The sequence below is a fragment of the Paenibacillus sp. FSL R10-2199 genome (assembly GCF_038000235.1).
In the GTDB taxonomy this organism is placed as follows: Bacteria; Bacillota; Bacilli; order Paenibacillales; family Paenibacillaceae; genus Paenibacillus_AQ; species Paenibacillus_AQ phytohabitans.
In genome coordinates, this window is sequence record NZ_JBBOBO010000001.1 from 1,162,506 (window position 1) to 1,177,575 (window position 15,070).

At 51.6% G+C, this 15,070-nt stretch carries 17 protein-coding genes; 11 read left to right on the plus strand and 6 right to left on the minus strand.

Features of this window, described 5'->3' with window-relative positions; all coding sequences use genetic code 11:
• Positions 1 to 70 precede the first annotated feature (70 nt).
• The 7 genes from NYE33_RS05200 to NYE33_RS05230 all read left to right on the plus strand — a co-directional run bounded on the left by NYE33_RS05200 (position 71) and on the right by NYE33_RS05230 (position 6,486).
• A complete protein-coding gene (locus NYE33_RS05200; protein ID WP_042140446.1) occupies positions 71 to 1,165 on the plus strand; it encodes an iron-siderophore ABC transporter substrate-binding protein in 1,095 nt (364 codons plus the stop codon).
• Complete coding sequence (locus NYE33_RS05205; RefSeq protein ID WP_042140445.1) at positions 1,158 to 2,198, plus strand: FecCD family ABC transporter permease; 1,041 nt, start codon at positions 1,158 to 1,160, stop codon at positions 2,196 to 2,198. Before NYE33_RS05200 ends, NYE33_RS05205 begins: the two co-directional genes overlap by 8 nt.
• Positions 2,195 to 3,226, plus strand: coding sequence for a FecCD family ABC transporter permease (locus NYE33_RS05210; protein ID WP_341064979.1), 1,032 nt, complete (start codon positions 2,195 to 2,197; stop codon positions 3,224 to 3,226). Before NYE33_RS05205 ends, NYE33_RS05210 begins: the two co-directional genes overlap by 4 nt.
• Entirely contained in the window at positions 3,226 to 4,044 is an 819-nt protein-coding gene (locus NYE33_RS05215; RefSeq protein WP_336102729.1) for an ABC transporter ATP-binding protein, read from the plus strand. Before NYE33_RS05210 ends, NYE33_RS05215 begins: the two co-directional genes overlap by 1 nt.
• A gap of 299 nt (positions 4,045 to 4,343) precedes the next feature.
• Positions 4,344 to 4,658 (plus strand): LytTR family DNA-binding domain-containing protein, encoded by a 315-nt coding sequence (locus NYE33_RS05220; RefSeq protein WP_340948638.1) that lies wholly within the window; start codon positions 4,344 to 4,346, stop codon positions 4,656 to 4,658.
• A 16-nt stretch (positions 4,659 to 4,674) separates the two neighbouring features.
• Complete coding sequence (locus NYE33_RS05225; RefSeq protein WP_341064981.1) at positions 4,675 to 5,109, plus strand: DUF3021 family protein; 435 nt, start codon at positions 4,675 to 4,677, stop codon at positions 5,107 to 5,109.
• A gap of 141 nt (positions 5,110 to 5,250) precedes the next feature.
• On the plus strand, positions 5,251 to 6,486 hold the full coding sequence (locus tag NYE33_RS05230; protein WP_341064984.1) for an alpha/beta hydrolase family protein: 1,236 nt from the start codon (positions 5,251 to 5,253) through the stop codon (positions 6,484 to 6,486).
• 17 nt (positions 6,487 to 6,503) lie between these two features.
• Here the strand turns inward: NYE33_RS05230 and NYE33_RS36440 are convergent, their stop codons facing one another.
• From NYE33_RS36440 to NYE33_RS05245, 4 genes are all read right to left on the minus strand, one after another.
• On the minus strand, positions 6,504 to 6,791 hold the full coding sequence (locus NYE33_RS36440; RefSeq protein ID WP_445669803.1) for a GNAT family N-acetyltransferase: 288 nt from the start codon (positions 6,789 to 6,791) through the stop codon (positions 6,504 to 6,506).
• Positions 6,709 to 7,230 carry a hypothetical protein gene (locus tag NYE33_RS05235; RefSeq protein ID WP_340948640.1) on the minus strand — a complete coding sequence of 174 codons (522 nt, stop codon included), beginning with the start codon at positions 7,228 to 7,230 and terminating at the stop codon, positions 6,709 to 6,711. Before NYE33_RS05235 ends, NYE33_RS36440 begins: the two co-directional genes overlap by 83 nt.
• Positions 7,231 to 7,381: 151 nt before the next feature.
• Complete coding sequence (locus NYE33_RS05240; protein ID WP_341064986.1) at positions 7,382 to 8,320, minus strand: hypothetical protein; 939 nt, start codon at positions 8,318 to 8,320, stop codon at positions 7,382 to 7,384.
• Entirely contained in the window at positions 8,277 to 8,879 is a 603-nt protein-coding gene (locus tag NYE33_RS05245) for an RNA polymerase sigma factor (RefSeq protein ID WP_256703832.1), read from the minus strand. The genes NYE33_RS05240 and NYE33_RS05245 overlap by 44 nt, the downstream gene beginning before the upstream one ends.
• 224 nt (positions 8,880 to 9,103) lie before the next feature.
• Between NYE33_RS05245 and NYE33_RS05250 the strand changes: the two genes are divergently transcribed.
• Complete coding sequence (locus NYE33_RS05250) at positions 9,104 to 9,973, plus strand: AraC family transcriptional regulator (RefSeq protein WP_341064989.1); 870 nt, start codon at positions 9,104 to 9,106, stop codon at positions 9,971 to 9,973.
• Positions 9,974 to 10,352: 379 nt separating this feature from the next.
• Here the strand turns inward: NYE33_RS05250 and NYE33_RS05255 are convergent, their stop codons facing one another.
• Positions 10,353 to 11,279 (minus strand): AraC family transcriptional regulator, encoded by a 927-nt coding sequence (locus NYE33_RS05255; RefSeq protein WP_341064991.1) that lies wholly within the window; start codon positions 11,277 to 11,279, stop codon positions 10,353 to 10,355.
• Positions 11,280 to 11,435: 156 nt separating this feature from the next.
• Here NYE33_RS05255 and NYE33_RS05260 point away from each other — a divergent pair, with 156 nt between their 5' ends.
• Positions 11,436 to 12,170 carry an SDR family oxidoreductase gene (locus tag NYE33_RS05260; RefSeq protein WP_340948644.1) on the plus strand — a complete coding sequence of 245 codons (735 nt, stop codon included), beginning with the start codon at positions 11,436 to 11,438 and terminating at the stop codon, positions 12,168 to 12,170.
• A gap of 188 nt (positions 12,171 to 12,358) precedes the next feature.
• On the opposite strand, the gene NYE33_RS05265 is transcribed toward NYE33_RS05260, so the two are convergent.
• Entirely contained in the window at positions 12,359 to 13,450 is a 1,092-nt protein-coding gene (locus NYE33_RS05265) for a GIY-YIG nuclease family protein (protein WP_042140434.1), read from the minus strand.
• Positions 13,451 to 13,590: 140 nt separating this feature from the next.
• Between NYE33_RS05265 and NYE33_RS05270 the strand changes: the two genes are divergently transcribed.
• Together NYE33_RS05270 and NYE33_RS05275 are read left to right on the plus strand one after the other, a co-directional pair.
• Entirely contained in the window at positions 13,591 to 14,040 is a 450-nt protein-coding gene (locus tag NYE33_RS05270; protein ID WP_340948645.1) for a YdeI/OmpD-associated family protein, read from the plus strand.
• Between the two features lie 93 nt (positions 14,041 to 14,133).
• The gene (locus NYE33_RS05275) at positions 14,134 to 14,976 is read left to right on the plus strand and encodes a MerR family transcriptional regulator (protein WP_341064993.1); all 843 of its coding nucleotides are present in this window, start codon (positions 14,134 to 14,136) and stop codon (positions 14,974 to 14,976) included.
• Positions 14,977 to 15,070: the final 94 nt, after the last annotated feature.

Consider the following 15,070-nt stretch of genomic DNA (forward strand, 5'->3'; position numbering starts at 1 on the left):
GGTCACTCCGCCGTTTAGTCAGCAGCAGAACAACAAAAATACATTATAAGATAAGGAAGGGTCCACACGCATGAACACAACAAGAAGGTTCTCTTTGAAAACATTATTAATTCCATTTGCACTTACTATAGCGCTGGTTGGATGCTCGAATCAGGAGTCTAATTCAGCCGCTTCACCATCTCCGGCTGCAACTGCTGCGGCATCTGCTGAAGCGGCTGCTACAGAAGCACCAGCCTCCCAGGATGCTACGCAGTATCCGATTACCATCAAGCATGCGCTTGGTGAAGCTGTACTTGAGAGCAAGCCTGAACGCGTAGTGACCATTCAATGGGCGAACCATGACGTGGCTCTCGCGCTTGGCGTTGTACCTGTAGGCTTCTCGGCAGCGAACTTCGGCGTTCAGGATGACAGCGGACTGTTGCCCTGGACAGCAGATAAGCTGAAGGAGCTTAATGTAACCGATCCGAATGTGTTCCAGGATACCGACGGTCTTGATTTCGAGGCCATCTCGGATGCAGACCCGGATGTCATTCTGGCCGCATACTCCGGAATTACACAGGAAGACTATGATACGCTTAGCCAGATCGCTCCGGTAGTCGCTTATCCGACGGCTCCTTGGGCAACCACCTGGCGCGAGCAGGTCCTGTTAAATGCAGAAGGGATGGGCATGAAGGCAGAAGGGGAGCAGCTGATCAAGGACACCGAAGCCCTGGTTAACGAAAAGGCGGGCAAATATCCGCAGATTAACGGTAAAAAAGTGGTTTGGGTTAACTTCTCCGCTGAGGACCTGTCCAAACTGCATATTTATACGCCTGTGGATTCCCGTGTCTCGTTCCTGTATGAGCTGGGAATGGTTTATCCGGAAAGCATTACCTCCCAGATTACGGACCCTACCAGCTACTCTTTGAGCTTAAGCGCAGAGAATGTGGAAGCCCTGTACGATGCTGATCTTATCGTCGGATATGGGAATGACGAATTGCTCAAGACACTTCAGGCAGATTCGCTGCTGGGCAAAATCCCTGCCATTGAAAGAGGTTCGGTTGCCTTCATCGACAGTGATACACCGCTGGTAGCTGCCGGAACGCCTAACCCGCTGTCCATTGCATACACGATTGATGAATACCTTGCCTTAATTGGAGGAGCTATTGATAAAATAAATGAATAGTTCACCGCTTTCGGACGATAAACAGCTAAAATTGCATATCCCGAAGAACTTTACCCCGGTCCTGATGAGTTGCCTGGTATTGCTTGTCTTGTGCGTGATAGCCTCCCTTGTACTGGGAGCGCGTCACGTGGGGTGGAATGAACTGATCGATGGTTTATTTCATCCGGAGGTGGACAGCTATGGGGCAAACGTAGTCCGCAAGCGGATTTCCCGGACGGTATTCAGTTTAATGTGCGGCGGGGCACTCGGAGTATCGGGAGCGCTGATGCAGGCGGTTACCCGCAATCCGATTGCCGACCCGAGCATACTGGGAGTGAACACGGGGGCATCCTTGTTTGTGGTTTGCGGAATTGCATTCTTGAACATAAGCTCCGCGAACCAATATATATGGTTAGCTCTGGCCGGAGCTGCGATTACTGCTGTATTCGTATTCGGAATCGGCTCAATGGGACGTGGCGGAGCCACGCCCATTAAGCTCGTTCTGGCGGGTGCTGCCATAAGCGCTGCCTTATCTTCTCTGGTCACAGCCATCATGATTCCGCGTTCTTATGTTATGGACCAGTTCCGGTTCTGGCAGGTGGGGAGCGTCGGCTCGGGAACCTGGAGCAGCATTACGACATTTATCCCGTTCCTGCTCGCAGGTATGCTGATCGCGTTCATTACGGCCCCGGCCCTGAATGCGCTGGCACTGGGCGATGATGTGGCGACGGGTCTGGGTGTGCGGACAGGCACACTGCGGCTCATTGCGGCGCTTGCAGGTGTTCTGTTATGCGGTGCCGTTACGGCACTGGCCGGGCCGATCGGCTTCATCGGCTTGTTATCAACTCACGTCATACGTCTTATCCTTGGATCAGACCTGCGTTTCGTTATCCCTATGTCTGCGGTTACCGGAGCCATTATTCTGACGATATCGGATGTAGGCGGCAGGCTTATTGGAAGCCCCGGGGAGCTTGAAGTCGGTGTAGTTACAGCGTTTGTAGGGGCACCGATCCTAATTCTATTAGCGATGAAATCGAAAGTGCGGTCATTATGACAAATCAGGCGATTGAATATATTATTGCAGGCAGACGCCGCAGACACCGCCGGGGCATACTGGTGACCAGCCTCCTCGCAGTACTTGCACTTATTCTGTGCTGCGCGATGCTTCTGCTCGGGAACACGATCTATCCGGTGACAGATGTCATCCGGGCGCTCTCCGGAGAGGAGCTCAAGGGAGTCTCTTTCGCGGTGAATATTATCCGGCTGCCGCGGATGCTGGCGGGACTGTTCGCCGGATTTGCCTTTGGCATTGCCGGGTACACCTTCCAGACCATGCTGCGTAACCCGCTTGCGAACCCGAATGTGATTGGCATTACGTCCGGCTCAAGCGCGGCGGCGGTGTACTGCATCGTCATAGTTCAGGCAAGCGGAGCGGTTATCTCCCTTGCTTCGGTAATTGCCGGTCTGGCTACGGTGCTGCTGATTTATGTACTATCCAGAGGGAAGACCTTCTCCATCGGGCGGCTGATCCTGATCGGGATCGGCTTGCAGGCTATGCTGGATGCTGTAATCTCCTATCTGCTGCTGATTAGCTCCGAGAAAGACGTTCCCTCAGCCATCAGATGGCTGACCGGCAGTCTCAACGGCTCGCAAATGCGCGAGCTTCCGCCGCTGGTGATCATCGTAATCGTCTGTACGCCAATCATCATCCTGCTGGGCAAGCATCTGAGTATACTGGAGCTTGGAGAACAATCGGCCACCTCGCTCGGCATAAGCACAGATAAGACAAGAATTGCGCTGATTGTCAGTTCTGTCTGTATGGTTGCGATTGCTACGGCTACAACAGGACCGATTGCCTTTGTCTCCTTCCTGTCGGGGCCGATCGCGAAGAGACTGGTTGGAACAGGCTCCTCGAATATCCTTCCGGCGGGTCTTGTCGGAGTTAATTTGGTTCTGGCGTCCGATCTGATCGGACAATTTGCTTTTGAGTATAGATTCCCTGTAGGCATCATTACCGGATTACTCGGAGCGCCATATCTGATCTTCCTGTTAATCCGGATGAATCGAAAGGGAGAGTTATAATGAACAAGGCACATCATTTCGGGGCCGAGCAGCTCGTAGCGGGCTATGAGAATAAGACGGTTATCCACGGTATAGACCTGGTGATTCCTGATCATAAAATAAGTGTGATTATCGGCTCGAACGGCTGCGGCAAGTCCACGCTGCTCAAAACAATGGCCAGACTTATCAAGCCTGCCTCGGGTAAGGTTACCCTCGACGGCAAGCCGATCTCTAAAATGCCCGCCAAACCATTGGCCCGCGTAATTGGGCTCCTGCCGCAGTCTCCGATTGTTCCGGAAGGAATCTCTGTCGCCGACTTGGTGGGACGGGGCAGATTTCCGCATCAGTCCCTGCTTGGCGGATGGTCCAGGAAGGATTATGAGGCCGTTGCCGAAGCGATGGAGATTATGAATATCACCGAGTTCGCCAATCATAATATTGATGAGCTCTCCGGCGGACAGCAGCAGCGCGTCTGGATCGCCATGGCGCTGGCCCAGCAGACAGACATCCTGTTTCTCGATGAACCGACGACCTTCCTGGATATTACCTATCAGGTTGAGATTCTCGATCTGCTCACCGACCTGAACCGCAAGCACGGAACGACAATTGTAATGGTGCTGCATGATATCAACCTGTCCGCGCGGTATGCCGACCATATTTTTGCGCTTCACACGGGTAAGCTTGTCGCTGCCGGTACGCCTGCAGAGGTGATTACAGGCACGCGGGTCAAAGAGATCTTCGGGCTGGATTGCACGGTAATCGCAGACCCTGTCTCGGGCTCTCCGCTGGTCGTACCCAGAGGACGGTATCATGATAGGCAGGCGAATGCTCTAAAGTAAGGAACTGGCAGGCCTCACATCCCTGGCAGGTCCCCGTTTCATACCAAGCTGTCCGACCGGTCAAACCGGAGGACAGCTTTTTGTGTATCCTTCCCCTTGTAGCCGTAAGACCGTTCCCTTATCATGAGAATGAAACAGGCAACGGGAATTGAATCTGAACTATTGCAGGTGATCCTATCAAAATTTCCATCGAGCAAATCAGCAGGGAGCAAGAAGAGGAGATCCGCATCCGGTGCCATGAAGTCGATGAAGAGATCTCTGAAATCGTAAATAAGCTCAAGACAGAGACCCTCATCATAATGGGGTATCAGGAGGACCATCTCAGCCGCATCAAGCTCAGTGATGTCTATTATTTTGAAGCCGTGGACGGCAAAGTATTTGTCTACAGCGAGAACCAGGTCCATGAAGTGAAGCAGAAGCTGTATGAACTGGAGGAGCTATGCAGAGACAAGAACTGCTTCCGCGCCTCCAAATCCACGATTCTGAACATCGCCAAGATTGCCAGTGTGCATCCGTCCCTCAGCGGCCGGTTCACTGCTTTGCTTGATAACGGGGAACGTGTAGTGATATCAAGACAGTATGTGCCGGCACTCAAACAAAGACTTGGATTATAGGGGGAGGGATCACAGCATGAAGTTATCTGAATTTGTCAAAGACATCATCCGCGATTTTCTGATCATCTTCGCATCCATCATGATTATCATTACAGTGCTGCGGCAGATTTATATCCCGGAGCTCGCATTTGACCTGATATCGATCTATACGATCATGAGCTTCTCCCTGCTTGGGGCATTAACGGGAATCATCTGGTACACTCCACATGAGATAAGCGAGCGGGCCATGCGTGTTAGAATCGTTGTTCATTTTCTCACCCTGGAGATTCTGTTGATTGCCCTTGCCAGCCTGATCGGAGTTGTGACTGGTGTATCCGGCGCACTCCTTCTTGCCCTCCAAATTGCCGTGGTATATGCCGTAGTCCGGGTGCTGTCCTATGGGAAGGATAAGAAGGAAGCAGAGCAAATTAACGAAAGACTTAAGGCTGTTAAGCAAGAAATTCACCATTAATCCCGAAGCCAGTGCCCCACTTTGTGGGGTTATTCTGCATCTTATTGCCCTGTAGCTACAGCTTACCGTAAATCTATATACACCCTTTTCGCAGTTTTTTATGATGAGTTCATATCTTAACTGGAAGAGGAGAATCCCCCTATGCACAGCCGCGACAAGCTCAAAAGCTGGATTAGAATCACCCTTTTTATCGTATTCGTTATACTGACACTGTCTCCCGTTATCGATTGGAGCTTCAGCTGGGTACTGCTGGCAGCACTGCTGTTCATGTTTGCGCTGAAGGGTACGATTGATCTTATCCGAAGGAAGGCGAATGCAAGTACGCCCAAACGTTCATTCAGGGTATTGAAAATCATTATAACCACTGTGGCACTGCTAATCGCACTTATACCGCCCATTCTATTCCCGCAGTACCGGGCACCTGAAGTGACCGGGGAATATGAGGTCAGAACGGCTGTTTACACGTATACGGACCCTAACCGGATTGAAGAATTCACGGATACCGGGGACAACCGGTTTGTGAATGTGGAATTCTGGTATCCGGGCAATGCCGGGGGAACCTATCCGCTGGTGGTCTTTTCCCATGGGGCCTTCGGAATCAGGGAGAGCAACAATTCAACCTTTACGGAGCTGGCCAGTCACGGCTATGTAGTGGTTTCCATTGATCATCCTTACCATTCCTTTTATACACAGAGCGTGGACGGGAAGATCACTATGATTAATGCAGATTATCTGCGGGAGTTTAACGACTCCAACAAAGACGGGATTTACACCATGGAAGAGCTGTACGGCTTTACGCAAAAATGGATGAAACTGCGGACCGGGGATATGAATCTCGTGATCGATACAATTCTTGAGAAGGCCGTAAGTGACCAGGACCCCGTGTACCGGCTGATCGACACTGAGCAAATTGGCGTATTCGGCCACTCCATGGGCGGTGCGGCAAGCGTGGCGCTCGGCCGGGAGCGCGGCGATGTGGATGCTGTCGTGAATCTCGATGCCCCATTCTTCAGCGAGCTTGTGTATGACCCTGAGATTAAGGATCTGGCGGCAAAAAATGAACCGTATCACGTACCGCTGCTGAACATTTACACGGACGATGTATGGAGACAGCTCGGGAAGAACTCGGCTTACGCGGCGAACAAGACCGATAATCCAAACTTTATGGATGCGTATGCCGTTCATTTTCAAGGCGCCAAGCACTTAAGCCTGACCGATCTTCCGCTATTCTCGCCGATCCTTGCGAATAAGCTGCAACGCGGGCAAGCAGATATTGATAAGTATTACTGCATTGAGACGATGAATGCGCTGATTTTGAAGTTTTTTGATTATACGTTAAAAGATACCGGCCGCTTTGAGCCGCAGGCGGTGTATTGATGGCAATGCAGCGGCGGCTATAAGGTGAACCCCGGGAACATTGTCCGTTGCTCCACCTCGGTGAATCCCAAGGATCTGTATAGCCCGGCTGCGCGGGTATTTAATTCCCAGACCTCAAGCCGGGCTATGTTCAAATCGTAAGCTAAAAAATATCTGAATATGTAATTCAAAATCACTTTGGCGATCCCGGTTCCGCGGACGTCGGGCGACACATATACCGTTTCAATATGACCGCAGCCATCCTTCGCGAAAAAGGTGCAGCCTCCCAGCAGTTTGCCTTCTCTCCGTAAGCTCTTGGTCAGAATTAAGGTTCACCGGTGTAACCTCTATATCTTCCGGCAAGGTATAGGTGAAGCCATCTTGAATGGAAGCCTCCATAACAACGCTGTAATTGGCCTCCAACCCGTTGCCCATATAGAAGCGCAGTTTCTCCTGATCCGGTTCAAATCCGGCGTATATTCTGGCGGTTAGATCCGGCCGCAGCCTCCGCAGCTCTTTAGCCCTTGTAAGCACTCCGTCAAATAGCCGCTGGCTAACCTCATTATTCTGTGATTCGGCTAAATGATCAGCGGGATTCACACTTATATAAATCAGATAAGGGGTATCGGGTGTCTGATGATGATTGATTGCCGGATACGTAAAGGCGCTCCCTAAGTAGTCCCCATGTTCACCGAATGCAATAAATATATTCTCTCTGCAGTTGCCGTACTGGTCTTCTTCCGGATTGATTATTTCAATATTCATCTAGCGCCCTCCTATATATCGTGTGGAGCTACCCCAAGAGGCAGCCCCTATACGTATTATGACATGATTCGGCCGGAGGCTGGAGGTAGAGTATTTCTTAAATAGTTTGCGGAAACCTGGAGGTTCATCCGGGAAAAGAATTCGTATTCTTTCAATGCAGAAGCGGCTTCGCGATGGCGATCAGTGCTTCTTTGCTTAAGAATTGTCCGCTCATCTCGTCAATCTGGTACTGGTAGGTGTCCCTACTTCCCGGAACCGCGGCTGACCACGTTAGGCTATTGCCGCCTTTATACTTGGTGTAGATCATTTCAGTGCCGTTGACAACGGCTTTTTCTGCGGTGAAATCTACTTGTTCATCTACATAAGCCGTGAATTCGCCTTCGCTTCTTGTTGTTGTCACCGTAATTTCCTGTTCTCCCTGCCTATAGACCGCAGTTAAATTGAGGATTTGGTCCGACAGCTCTACCGGCATTATCCCGTAGTTTCTGCCCGCTGCCTCGGCCTGCTTGCGCAGCTGATCAGCGATAGCCTTTTCTTCGTCCGGGGTAGGCGGGTGGAGCAGGGTGACCGGTTTGAAGTAAGCGGTGGCTGTCTGGAATTCATAACCTCCCGGAAGCTTGTCGGCTACGGTCAAAGATTGAGCCGATAACTTATTGCGGAGCGAAGACAGGTCGGTATAGACTAACGGTTTGTACTCCGTATCCAGCTTCCCGTCCGGATTATGGTCCAAGACGTAGAAGATAGCAGCGGTACCATTCTCAAGCATAGCTTCGCCTAATTCATGGCTGAGGTTCAAGCGCTGCAGCTCCTCCTCCTCATAGGCAGGGAACGCCTTCGCGGGCTTGACCTGATATACAACCTCACCCTGCTTGTTCTTCAGCGACTGATATTGAACGGCTGCAAATCCGGTGGAAGCTGTGAGCAGCATGCCCGCAACCACCAATAAGCTAATTTTATGTTTCATCCAGAAGACCCCCTTCACTTGATGTCCTGTCTCTAACCTCTTCATCACTTCCCCGGATATATCCGGATGGGAAAAGCGCGGATTATGAAGAAGTTCCTTCAGCTCCTGATCCTTGTCCGTATCCATAATGCTTCACTCCTTTCGCCTGAGCGTAAAACTTCCTGAATTTCCTAGCGGAACGTTCATACCGTTTGCGCAGCCGCGCGGTATTCTGGTGAAGCATCCGGCTGATTTCCTGATAGCTCAGCTCCTCCACGGTGCGCAGCAGCAGTAAGTTACGCTCCTCGGCCGTTAACATAGCCATCGCCTGCTGCACCGCAGCGTCCGGGTAATTAGCCTCCATATGCTGATCGACCGGCCGGTTCTCCTGGTCATCACGGTAGAACAGACTCAAGTATTTCGTCAGCTTGCGCTTGCGGATCACATCAATACACTGGTTATAGGCAATGGTGTACAGCCAGGCGCCGAAGGGGAGATTAGGATCATATTGTCCCAAAGAGCGGTATGCCTTCAGGAATACTTCCTGTCCGCAGTCCTCAGCCTCGTTATATTGGCCCAGCATATGATAGCAATAGAAGAAAATCGGCCGCTGATAAGCCTGCATAATGGCCTCGAATTTCTGGATATCCCCTGCCAGCACGGCTGCAATCCGTTCCTGCAGATCGGCGTTCTCCAAGCTTCTCACCCCCTTTATGCTCTGTACAACGAACCATCTGTTCATATTGTGACATTGCCGGCTAAATTTTTGAAAAAGATACGACAAAATAACGCCCTAGCCTTGCGGCTGGAATAAACGTCCCGGTTAGAGGATTCTATAGAAGCAATATCGAACATGATATTTCGGTGCATGGATTGCAAGGTTTCCTGTCTCATCCTCCCCTATAATCAGACTTGAAAGGAGGGACCGGTATGGATTGGCTGGACCGCATGAATAACGCAATGGAATATGTAGAAAAACATCTGGCGGATGTGATTGATTTCAATCAGGCGGCCAGGATTGCCTGCTGCTCAACGTACCATTTTCAGCGGATGTTCTCGTTCATAACTGATGTGCCGCTCTCGGAGTATATCAGGCGCAGAAGGATGACCCTTGCAGCCTTTGAGCTGCAGCAAGGCGGAACCCGGATTATCGACATCGCTATGAAGTATGGTTACGAATCGCCCGAAGCCTTCTCCAGAGCGTTCAAAAAAATGCATGGTGTAATGCCAATGTCAGCGCGCGACAAGGGCGTCTCACTTAAGGCTTATCCCCGGTTATCCTTTCAACTTTCAATTCGGGGAGATGTAGAAGTGAACTATAAAATCGAAGAAAAACAAGCTGTTGAAATGTTTGGCGTATCTACTGTAATTAATGCCGATGGCGAGAATCCGTTTATTGAAATCCCTGCCTTTTGGACCCGGTGTATTGCTGGCGGAGATGTGGGCCGGATTCGGGCTGCCGCGGGACTGGGGGAGAACGGCCAAATTCATGCGGTAATGTATAACAAGCAGGGTGAGAAATCTTCATACATGATCGGATATATTATACCCGAAAGCGGCTTGCCGGAAGGCTTTGAACAGCTGCATATCCCTCCGCAAACCTACGCAATTTTCACGACCGGCGTTTATCCTGATGGAGAAAGCAATATTCATGATTTATGGAAGCGTATTTGGGGGGAATGGTTCCCGGGCTCGAATTATGAAGCCACAGAGGGTCCTGAGTTTGAAATGAAGTATGACCGGGGCAATAACATGTATGAAATGGAAGTCTGGATTCCCGTTGTTAAAAAGTCCGCTTAATGATAGTTGTATTTTGTACAATTATAAACAGCGAAAAGGGTTGCTTGCCTCATATAACTGCAGTCTGTACAACTAAATCTGCCCTAAAGGGGAGAATCAAGGTTAAAATGGCAGTTTAATTGTACGAAATACAACTAAACGGATAATCGCTTATAAATCAGCCGATTTAGTTGTACAAAGTGCAATTAAGCCTACCGCATATACCGTAATAAGGTTACTCAAGCCCTCATATTTCTTAAACAATCTGCTGAAATAATGTGTATCTGAAGAACCGGCGCCAGATAGCTCGTCTTCTCGTAACGGCTGTCCTGCAGAATCTCTGATTCTTGCTTCCAAAACTCATAATGAATTCAGCGGCTTCTGTCCTGCGGCAGTTCATCTATTCATCCGCGTGAACACTTAAGGTATTGCGCAGATGCTTAACATCGTTCATGGGCGGACGCCCGAACATGCGGACATACTCCCGGCTAAACTGGGAAGGGCTCTCATAGCCCACGCGAAAGCCCGCGTCAGCGGCTTCTAATCCCTCTGACAGCAGCAAACGGCGTGCGTTCTGCAGCCGGATCGCCTTCTGATACTGCAGGGGGCTGATTGCTGTGACCTTTTTGAAATGCTTATGCAAGGAGGAAGGGCTCATATTGGCTTCCTTCGCCAATTCTTCAATCACAAGGGGCTTGGAGTAATCGCGGTTAATCAGATGTATAGCTTTGGAAATGTTATACGAATAGCTGCCGGCAATGGAGAATTGGCTGAGGATTGCCCCCTGATCACCCTTCATCACACGGTACAGAATCTCGCGGATCATCATCGGTGCGAGGAACTCAATATCCTCAGGGGTATCCAGAAGACGGACCAGGCGGACCAGCCCCTCCAGCAGCGGTGTATCGGATTGGCCCAGCAGGATCCCGCGTTCCGTCTTTGCTTCCCGCTGCGGACCACTGCTGTGGATGATGTCCAGTATGACCTCCGGACGAATAGATAACTGCAGGCTCAGATAGGGAAGCTCCGGCGTGGCTTCCGTAATCATCCCGACTACAGGCAGATGCACCGGGCTGACCATGTAGCTGCCCGGACTGCATCTGTAAGTATCTCCCGCCAGCGAAGCTGTCTTGGAGCCTTGTACAATCACGTATAACGAAGGCGTATTGACCGAATGTCTCGGCTCGGACACCTGGCTTGCGCGTCTGAAGCATAGCTCCGGCACGTCTGAAGCATGTGTTCCTTCTGAAGGCGCATGACGCTGAATAAGCAGAATCAGTTCTTGTAAATGAGCAGGGAGAGTAGAGAGGGAGGAGATGTCGTTCATGCTTCACTGCTCCTTTACGCGTAGGTCTAATGGCTAATTATATATACACCGGAGAGGATTAGGCAAGGATCGGAGGCGATCTGTCTACCTGATTGGGCCGCTGTTTACTTACAATGAACAGGCAAGGCCATTAGACCGTAGAGAGAAGGATGCAGTATGAGCATTGAGAATAAAGTTGTCGTCATTACGGGTGCGAGCAGCGGGATCGGGGAAGCGGCAGCGCTGCTCCTTGCGGAGCGCGGGGCAAAGGTAGTGCTTGGAGCGCGCGGAGCAGACCGCCTGGCGGCGCTGGCGGCACGCATTGTGAACAATGGCGGCGAAGCCGTTTATGCAAGCACGGACGTGAGACAGCGGGAGGATCTAAGCAGACTCGTTGCACTTGCCTGTGAGCGGTACGGGAAGATAGATGTGTTCGTCAGCAATGCCGGAGTGATGCCTATTTCCCCGCTCGACGACCTGCGCGTCGAGGATTGGGAGGACATGATTGACGTTAATATCAAAGGTGTTCTGTATGGTATTGCCGCAGCGCTGCCGGTCTTCCGCGAGCAGGGCTTCGGACATTTCGTGAACACTGCGTCTACAGCGGGACACAAGACTGTTCCCAACCAGTCCGTCTACTCCGGAACGAAGTTCGCCGTGCGCGCCATCTCGGAGGGGCTGCGCCAGGAGGCGGGCGACAAGCTGCGCGTCACCATCATTTCGCCCGGTATCGTCAAGACCGGCTTCACGGACAGTGTGACAGACCCGGCAGTGAGAGATCAGCTTGCCGCCGTCCGCGATAAGCTGGCGATGACACCGGATGCAGTAGCGCGTGCCATTGCCTACGCGATTGAACAGCCGGATAATATCGATGTGAACGAGATCGTGATCCGTCCTACTGCGCAAGTGTAACCTATTAGTCAGGACTGCCTGCGGCCCTCGAGCAGAGGAAGGCTGCAGCCGAATGCTCCTCTATATTAGAAACCAGGACCGCTGCTTGCATGCAGAGGTCCTGGTTTATTGTTGCAGCGATTTATTGTTACCGCGAGTAGGTTAACGGTCCATTCCTGAATCACCTGGAGAGCCGGTATCAGCGCTGATTATAATGCGCTCCCGATCAGCCCGTTAATCCCTTCCTCCAGCCCGGCGGTATCCTTATCCTCCAGCCATTCCTGCGGAACCAGCAGATAATTGCCGGAGCTGCTCTTAAGATAGCTGTAGATGATCTGGGCCTCATCGATCTTATGACGGCTCATTTCTTCTGTAGCCGCAATCAGGCTGCTGCTGCGGAAATGCTCCAATGCGGCAGTGGTAATCATCTTGGTAAGCTGTCCGCTGTCCAGCGCTTCAGTCGCCAGCCGGGTGCGGTAGAGAATCACGCTGCCCTTGATGAGAATCAGCTTGTGGGACTGCCCGTCCACCGGCTCCAGCACGATAATATTCTTGTTCTCCCCGGTGAAGCCGATCACCTGCTCCTTGTGCAGCAGCGAGTGGACCGCCCCGAGGTAATCACGGTACTTGGCAGCTGCTTCGAAGTCAAACCGCAGCGCAGCCTCCTCCATCCGGGCTTCCAGTCCGCTTACGATTGAATTGCCGCTCCCGTTCAGCAGTGCAATGATCTGCCCGATAATCTCCTCATACCGCTTCAGAGCCTCACCGCCCCCGCACATGCCGATGCATAAGCCCAGCGAATGGTTGAGACAGCGGGTGGTCCGGGAATGGGGGCTGCTGCAGAGAATTCTCTGCGATTCCTTAATGCCCTGTACAGCCCGCTCCACAGTGCTGCGGCTGGTGTAAGGACCATAGGAGAGACTATTTGCCTGTGTGCTGGGCTCATAGCCGATTTCGATCTGCCGGTACGGCGCAGTGCCCACGATGGAAATATAGCTGTAGGCGAGCGGATTTTTCATTTTGCGGTTGTACATCGGCTTGATCTCTTTGATCAGCTGGCATTCCAGCATGAAGGCTTCGAATTCCGTATCGGTCAGCCTGTATTCGAGATCGCGGATATGCTTGACAAGCTGCTTCACCTTGGGCGAGTGTCCTTTGTTATTGTAGAAATAGGATTGGACCCGCTTCTTCAGCTGCTTCGCTTTGCCGACATAGATGATATGGCCCAGACTGTCCTTCATCAGATACACGCCAGGCGATAAGGGAAGGTCTGCTACCTTTTCAGTTAAATTCGCGGGCATGGCGGCCGCCTCCGTTCGTCACATTCTTCAGTACCTTTAAGTATAAACCATGCCGCCCTCACCGGCGACTGGAAAAGCCCCATTCCCTGCACTACAATGGGTATAAAAATGGCTAAGCGCCTATCCAGGAGGTAATAAATATGAAATTCCGGACAACCGTTATACTTGGCGGCAAGACGGCAACGGGAATACCGGTTCCTGCCGAGGCGGTGGCAGAGCTAGGGACAAGCAAGAAGCCGGCGGTGAAGGTAACGATCGGGGAATATAGCTACTCCAGCACGGTGGCGACGATGGGCGGACAGTTCATGATTCCGCTCAGCGCGGAGCACCGCAAGGGTGCCGGTGTCAGTGCCGGAGAGGAGATCGAGGTAGAACTCAAGCTCGATACCCAGCCAAGGGAAGTGGAAGTGCCGGCTGACCTGGCTGCGGAGCTGGAGCAGCATGCCGGAGCGAAGCAGTTCTGGGACGGATTATCCTACACGAATAAACGGCGGTTTGTCCTCTCGATTGAGGATGCCAAGACGGCAGAAACGCGGCAGCGGCGGCTCAATAAGACGATGGCAAGCCTGAGCGAAGGCAAGGCGCAGTAGCACCCGTGTGACATAATCCACAAAGTCTCCCGGCCAAACCCTCTATCATTGAACTGATGAAAGAATGGGATCAAGTAAGCTGGGGGGCTGCTGATGAAATATTCTATCGGTGAATTCGCGTCAATTCTAGGGGTGACGGCAGATACACTGCGCTTATATGAGAAACATGATATTGTCCGGCCGATGAAGGATCAGCATAACAATTACCGGTATTTCAATGATCTGGACGCGCGCAATTTACTGTCGAGCAGATGGTACCGGAGCATGCAGATTCCGCTTCAGGATGTGGCCGGACTGATTAAAGACGCACCTTCCGAGCAAGTGGTAGAGTCGATAGCGGCTGCCGGAATGCAGCTGGAAGAAGAGATACGCCGCAGCACGCTGCTGCTGAATAAGATTCAGGAGATTCATGCCGAGCTTGGGGGGATCAGCGAATCCTTTTATACCTGCAGAATCAAGCAAGTGCCGGGTATGTACCGGATTCAGCAGACGAACAAGAACCATTTGCTGCAGAAGGATGGTCTCAAAAGAACCGTCCAGGCCTGGATGGAGCTGCTGCCGTTCACCTTCTATTCCTTCCGTATTGAGAATACAGAATGCATCTATGGAACCGAAGAGCTGGATTACAGCTGGGGGCTTGCCCTGCTGGAAGAGGATCAGCAGAAGCTTGAGGTCTGCCTGAATGACAGTGTGGAGTATCTGGAGCCGGCAACCTGCATCTCTGCAGTGATTGTCAGCACCTATGAGGAATACCTCGAACGGGAGTCCTTCGGATTCATGCTGGATTATGCGAAGGCGCAGAAGTATACGGTCAGCGGGGATATCAGCGGTAAAATCCTGTTTACAGAGCGCACGAACAGCTGCAACAAAACCTATCTGGAGATCAATATTCCGGCAAAACAAGCAGAAACGGAACCGCCCGCTTTTATACTTTGAGAAATATTTCACATATATTTCATTGACCTTGGTGCTGTACCAAGGTTTACACTCTGTGCGTAGTCAGCAGTTCTTAGAGAGAGAGAGAAGCGGG